This window comes from Acinetobacter sp. UBA6720, assembly GCF_002454215.1.
Classification (GTDB): domain Bacteria; phylum Pseudomonadota; class Gammaproteobacteria; order Pseudomonadales; family Moraxellaceae; genus Acinetobacter.
On record NZ_DKIK01000204.1, the window covers coordinates 22,459 to 28,919 of the forward strand.

The following is a 6,461-nucleotide window of genomic DNA, read 5'->3' on the forward strand; positions in this document are numbered from 1 at the left end:
CTATGTTGATCTTTTATTTAAAGAAATCCCCTTTATGAAAAAAACTGTAATGCTCGGATTGATTGTGGCAGCTTTGTCTGGTTGTAGTACTGCACAAAAGAATGAAGCAGAAAAGCCCAATATTGGTATGGCAAATCCTGCCAGTACTTTTTGTATTGAACAGGGTGGCAAATTAGAGACTCGAAAAGAAGCGAATGGTGAAGTGGGATATTGTCATTTGCCCAATGGTCAAGTTATTGAAGAGTGGGCACTGTTCCGTGCTAGCCAGAGCAAATGTGTCGCAGAGCAAGCGACAGCCTTGATTGGTCAGTCGAATTTAACGGAAGCGCAGATTAAGCAAAAAACCAGTGCGAAGATAGTGCGTTTAGTCCAACCTGGGCAGCCAGTCACGATGGATTATCGTGAAGACCGAGTGACAGTAACGGTTGATCCAAAGACCAATAAAGTAGTTCAAGCGAACTGCGGTTAATTTGCTCAGTCAAAAAGCCCAAATCTGGGCTTTTTGACATTTAAAGCAGGGGAATGGTTCTTCATTTTTAAAAGTTTGATTATGATAGGGCACATAGGAGAGTTGTAATGAAAAAGTTATTTGTTTTGGCTGCTGCCATTGCTTTGGTGGGTTGTGCAGAAAAAAAACCGTTAACGCCAGAAGAACAATGGCATGGCTATTGTAAAAGTGTAGGAAATGCAGCACGTTCGATTATGCTAGATCGTCAAAATGCAATTGAAAAAGACAAAGCAATTGAACATGCCAATAAGGTAGAAGATGCGACGACCAAAGCATTTATCTTAGATATTATTGAGCATGTATATGCTTTGCCTGAAGCGGACATTAAGAGCGATATTGAAGGGGCACGAGAAAAAGTTCGTGCAGCATACACTGAAAAATGTATAGCGACCCCTCATAAAGACATGCCAGATTACAAACCGTTCTAATGAACGGTTTTTTATTTTAAGTTGGTATTTTTTTGTGACAAAACACTAAATCATATATATAGAAAAGCATATGAAAATAAAGAATAATGAAAAGAGAACAAAAACGAGAGGAGCAGAAAATGGAAGTTGTCGGCTATTTAAATCAAGCAGATTTACTCTTGGAAGATGAAAATGGCGTGGCCGTGATTGGTGGAGGGCACTATGTCCTTAGCTTGGGTGATCAGGTTTACTTTAAACAAGCCCTTGAACATGAACCTACACGGTTTTTGGTTCAAATTTCATTTGCCGGTTCGGCGCACCAAAACTTACATGACGACGAAATTCAGATGAAATTTGAAGGATGTCGGGAAAGTTTTAAGCAATATATTCAAGCCACAACAGTACACTAAGGTTGAATACTTATATTTGGAAAAAAAAGGCAACATGAGTTGCCTTTTTGTTTTTAAATACCAGTCCAAAGTTAATGTGTTAAAGACTGAGCAAATAGCAGTAAATGTGGTATTCATTGTGCAATCGGTATGAACATCATTTAGTTAGAAAATAATGGGCATCACGAAGAAACACGCTGCTTGCATTAACTTTTAACTGGAATTTTAGTAAAATTTAGCAGTCCATATTATTTACGTAGCTTTAATTAAAGCAGGAATACGTAAATAATTTTTTAAAAAAGAGGAATAACACCGTGCTAGAAGCTTACCGCCAACACGTTGCAGAACGTGCCGCACTCGGAGTCCCACCGAAGCCACTTGACGATGCTCAAACAGCTGCATTAGTTGAATTATTAAAAAACCCACCAGCTGGCGAAGAAGCATTTTTAGTTGATTTACTAGAAAACCGTGTTCCAGCGGGTGTTGACCAAGCTGCATACGTTAAAGCTGCATTCTTAGCTGCTTTGGCTAAAGGCGAAGCGACTTCACCATTAGTTTCTAAAGAACGTGCGGTTTACTTACTAGGCACTATGCTTGGTGGTTATAACGTTGCTCCTTTAGTTGCACTTCTTGATGATGCTGAACTTGCTGAATTAGCAGCTGAAGCACTCAAGAAAACGCTTCTTGTATTTGATGCATTCCATGACGTTGCAGATAAAGCAAAAGCGGGTAACGCGAATGCACAAGCGGTTATGCAATCTTGGGCTGACGCTGAATGGTTCACGACTCGTAAAGATGTTCCTACTGAAATCAAACTTACAGTTTTCAAAGTAACTGGCGAAACCAACACTGATGACTTGTCACCTGCACAAGACGCTTGGAGCCGTCCAGATATTCCATTGCATGCAAATGCAATGTTGAAAAACGTACGTGACGGTATCAACCCAGAAGTTCCTGGTGAAGTTGGTCCATTAAACCAAATCAAAGACTTGATCGCAAAAGGCAACCAAGTTGCATACGTTGGTGACGTTGTTGGTACAGGTTCATCTCGTAAATCTGCAACGAACTCTGTACTTTGGTTCTTCGGTGACGAAATTGCGCACATCCCGAACAAAAAAGACGGTGGTTACTGCTTAGGTTCTAAAATCGCTCCGATTTTCTTCAACACAATGGAAGATGCTGGCGCGTTGCCAATCGAAATTGATGTTGCAAACATGAACATGGGCGATGAAATCGTTCTTAACATTGATCATGCTGCTGCAAAAGTAACTGCAACTAAAGACGGCGCAGTCATTGCTGATGCTGAACTTAAAACTCCAGTACTTCTAGACGAAGTACGTGCAGGTGGTCGTATCAACCTAATCGTTGGTCGTGGCTTAACTGCTAAAGCACGTGAAGCTTTAGGCCTTGCTCCATCTACGTTATTCCGTACTCCAGTTCAACCTGCTGCTACTGGCAAAGGTTTCACTCAAGCACAGAAAATGGTTGGTCGCGCATGTGGTCTTCCTGAAGGTCAAGGCGTACTTCCAGGTACTTACTGTGAACCTAAGATGACAACTGTTGGTTCGCAAGATACCACTGGTCCAATGACTCGTGACGAATTGAAAGACTTAGCTTGCCTAGGCTTCTCTGCTGACCTAGTTATGCAATCTTTCTGTCACACAGCTGCATATCCAAAGCCAGTTGACGTTCAAATGCAACACTCGCTTCCTGATTTCATCATGAACCGTGGCGGTGTATCTCTACGTCCAGGTGACGGTATTATCCACTCTTGGTTAAACCGTATGCTTCTTCCAGATACTGTTGGTACTGGTGGTGACTCACATACACGTTTCCCAATTGGTATTTCATTCCCAGCGGGTTCTGGTCTTGTAGCATTCGCTGCTGCGACTGGTGTTATGCCACTAGATATGCCTGAATCTGTACTTGTTAAGTTCAAAGGTAAAATGCAACCTGGTATCACACTACGTGACCTTGTACATGCAATTCCTTATGTTGCGATTCAGCAAGGTGACTTAACTGTAGAGAAGAAAGGTAAGAAAAACATCTTCTCTGGTCGTATCCTCGAGATCGACTTAACAGAAATGGAAACTGACCTTACTGTTGAGCAAGCATTCGAACTTTCTGATGCGTCTGCTGAACGTTCTGCTGCGGGTTGTTCTATCACGCTTTCTGAAGAGAAAGTTGCTGAATACCTGAAATCAAACATCACAATGTTGAAGTGGATGATTTCTGAAGGTTATGGCGATGCGCGTACAATGGCTCGTCGTGTTGAGAACATGGAAAAATGGTTAGCGAACCCATCACTTCTTAAAGCTGATGCTGATGCTGAATACACGAAAGTGTATGAAATTGACCTTGCTACAATTACTGAACCAGTTCTTTGCTGCCCGAATGACCCAGATGATGCGAAATTGCTTTCTGACGTTCAAGGTGTGAAAATTGACGAAGTATTCGTTGGTTCATGTATGACGAACATTGGTCACTTCCGTGCAACTGGTAAGTTGTTAGAGAAAGTTCCTGGTGGCGTACTTTCAACTCGTTTGTGGATTGCTCCGCCTACGCGTATGGACGAACGTCAATTGATGGAAGAAGGTTTCTACAATACTTATGGTAAAGCTGGCGCGCGTACTGAAATGCCGGGTTGTTCATTGTGTATGGGTAACCAAGCACGTGTAGCTCCGAACACTACTTGTGTATCGACTTCTACTCGTAACTTCCCGAACCGTCTAGGTCAAGGTGCGAACGTTTACCTGGCATCTGCTGAGCTTGCTTCTGTTGCTGCTGTATTGGGTAAATTACCTTCTCCAGAAGAATACCAACAGTACGCTGCTCAAATCGACAGTATGTCTGCTGACATCTACCAATACTTGAACTTCGACAAGATGAGCGAGTATACAGATGCTGCTAAAGACATCGATACTAAGAAAATTGCTGCTGCTCAATTGGCTTAATTTGTTGAAAAATAAATTAAATTGAGTTAGAAATAAGGGCTGAGTAATCAGCCCTTATTTTTTATGCAAAATTATTACGAAAATAAATTTGAATTTCTTGTAGCAGAGTTTGGTTTTGAAGTAGCAAAAGAAAAAATTGTCCAAAACCTCTTATATAAAAGTTCACAACCCAAGCTTGGTACATTTAAAAATAAATTTGATATGTTTTGGCAATCAAGTTTTATTAAATTTTTGACAGTTGATGATGCACAAAGTGAAAATTATATTCTCGCACTAAGCCAATATGTTCGCTTTAATTTGGTTGATAAAAGTATTTGTCTAAATTATTTAAAACTTGATGTTCAAAGCTTTATTTTAGCTGTGCGTTATTCTGGCATAATCCTTAATGCGGAACATCATTCCTGGTCTGTACTAAATGAAATTAAACAAGAAGTTAATATAGAAAAACTGTCTATATTTTTTCAGACTGAAGAGTATTTACAATCACAATATAAGCATCGATTAGACATTTATGAAGATATTAAGAATAGGCTGAATATTGGTCAAATTACGGCTATGGCTTTTGGAAGTTTATATGCATATGAATATTTGATTCCAAATCAGGATTACTTTAATTATTTGCCTTATCAGTTTGATGAAAATGAAAATAATTCAGCAGAAACAGTTTGGAAAGCTTTTGATGAAATAGTTAAATTTTCTAAAAAAAATACTAAAAAACTGACGGATCAATCAATAGGATTAGCACTGAAAAATAAATTAATGCCTTTCTTAATCGGGGAAGGAATGACTCCGCTTCTTCAAGAGCAGTATGAATTGTATAAAAAGCTTGTGGCTATCAAAATTGAGATTATAAATTATAAAAGAAATGTACTAGAGTCGTTTAGTTTTGATAAGCAGGTAAATTACGAGCTGAAAAATTCAGAATTGATTTATACTAATACAAAAGATAAAAAAGATAATTGGTCAGAGAAAAATTCATTACTCATAAGTTATTGGTTGGGTATTGGTACTAAAAAACTGTTAAATTCCGATGTTATATATAGCATTATAAATACTGGTCATAACTTAGAAGCTAATGCAGTTGCTTTATCTAAGGCTTTTGCTGTTAAAGAACAATTAGAACAAGTTTATGGGATTTTAGACTTCAGTATTAATCAACAAAAATTAGATGCTTATGAAATCATGATTACTATGACTTTATCACAAGCTCATTATTTAAAAGATCATATAGAAAAATTTATAGGTTTTTTACCTCATGCTGAAAGTAATTTGCATGCTTTAACAGAACTAACTATGCATGGTTTTGTAATAGGTGAAAATAGAATGCCTTTCACATTTGCAAGGCAAGAAGATAAGATTAAAAGAATGTCATCATGGGTAAAAAGCAGTTCAAATACTGTCAAAAAAAATAAAATGGAACAAATTTTGAATTTTTGGACTTGTGATTTGTATAGTGAAGATCATCATTCAACATTTCAACAAAAGCCATTTTACAAAATCGATAATTTCGTTTTTCAATTTCCATGGCTAACTGCATTTCAAAATGTAAATACGATGATGATTAATTATGTGCGTAAGCTGCATAAAAATCGTTTAGAACTTAAAAGTGAAACAGATAATATTGAATTAAATTTAGCTGAGAAGTTTAAGAATGCTGGGTTTAATGTATTTTGCCAATATCAACCTGCAGATAGAGAAGTTGGTGAAATTGATCTTATTGCTATATGTGAAAATCATGTTATCGTCGTAGAGGTTAAATCGACTTATATTAAAAGTAGTATTCAAGAAATTTATGAATATCGAAATTTCACTCTGAATAAGGCTGCTTATCAACTTTCCAAAAAAGTTGAATTTGTGAAAAATGGTTTTTTAAATCAATTTTTTGAAAATTTAGATGATGTAAAAATTCACTCTTGGATTATAGATACAACCTTAGAGTTTGATCATCACTATTTTGATAATCATTTAAAAATATCAATGGATGAAATAATTATATCTTTAAATGGAAAAGTTGATTTTATGGATTCGATTGTAAATAGTTCATTCGATGAAGAAAGTGATGTGAAAAATATTGACCCTCTTAATTTTATAAAAAATATTGAGAAAGATGAATTTTGGGAACATCAAATAGGTAATTATGATAATTTTATGAATCGTATGATGAGTAAATTGAATGCCTAAACAATCTCGATTCCTCTGTATT

The 6,461-nt window shown here is 37.1% G+C and carries 5 protein-coding genes; all 5 read left to right on the plus strand.

Going from position 1 to position 6,461, the window contains the following annotated elements; genetic code table 11:
* Positions 1 to 34 precede the first annotated feature (34 nt).
* A complete protein-coding gene (locus tag B4F08_RS17105) occupies positions 35 to 469 on the plus strand; it encodes an I78 family peptidase inhibitor (protein WP_086207639.1) in 435 nt (144 codons plus the stop codon).
* Between the two features lie 107 nt (positions 470 to 576).
* A complete protein-coding gene (locus B4F08_RS17110; protein WP_086207638.1) occupies positions 577 to 936 on the plus strand; it encodes a hypothetical protein in 360 nt (119 codons plus the stop codon).
* Positions 937 to 1,055: 119 nt separating this feature from the next.
* Positions 1,056 to 1,325, plus strand: coding sequence for a hypothetical protein (locus B4F08_RS17115; protein WP_086207637.1), 270 nt, complete (start codon positions 1,056 to 1,058; stop codon positions 1,323 to 1,325).
* Between the two features lie 293 nt (positions 1,326 to 1,618).
* On the plus strand, positions 1,619 to 4,258 hold the full coding sequence (locus B4F08_RS17120) for a bifunctional aconitate hydratase 2/2-methylisocitrate dehydratase (RefSeq protein ID WP_291375518.1): 2,640 nt from the start codon (positions 1,619 to 1,621) through the stop codon (positions 4,256 to 4,258).
* Between the two features lie 63 nt (positions 4,259 to 4,321).
* On the plus strand, positions 4,322 to 6,439 hold the full coding sequence (locus tag B4F08_RS17125) for an NERD domain-containing protein (protein ID WP_291375520.1): 2,118 nt from the start codon (positions 4,322 to 4,324) through the stop codon (positions 6,437 to 6,439).
* Positions 6,440 to 6,461: the final 22 nt, after the last annotated feature.

Coding starts and splice junctions, on each gene's coding strand:
- B4F08_RS17115 (WP_086207637.1), top strand. CDS start 1,056: ATGGAAGTTGTCGGCTATTTAAATCAAGCAGATTTACTCTTGGAAGAT.
- B4F08_RS17125 (WP_291375520.1), top strand. CDS start 4,322: ATGCAAAATTATTACGAAAATAAATTTGAATTTCTTGTAGCAGAGTTT.
- B4F08_RS17105 (WP_086207639.1), top strand. CDS start 35: ATGAAAAAAACTGTAATGCTCGGATTGATTGTGGCAGCTTTGTCTGGT.
- B4F08_RS17110 (WP_086207638.1), top strand. CDS start 577: ATGAAAAAGTTATTTGTTTTGGCTGCTGCCATTGCTTTGGTGGGTTGT.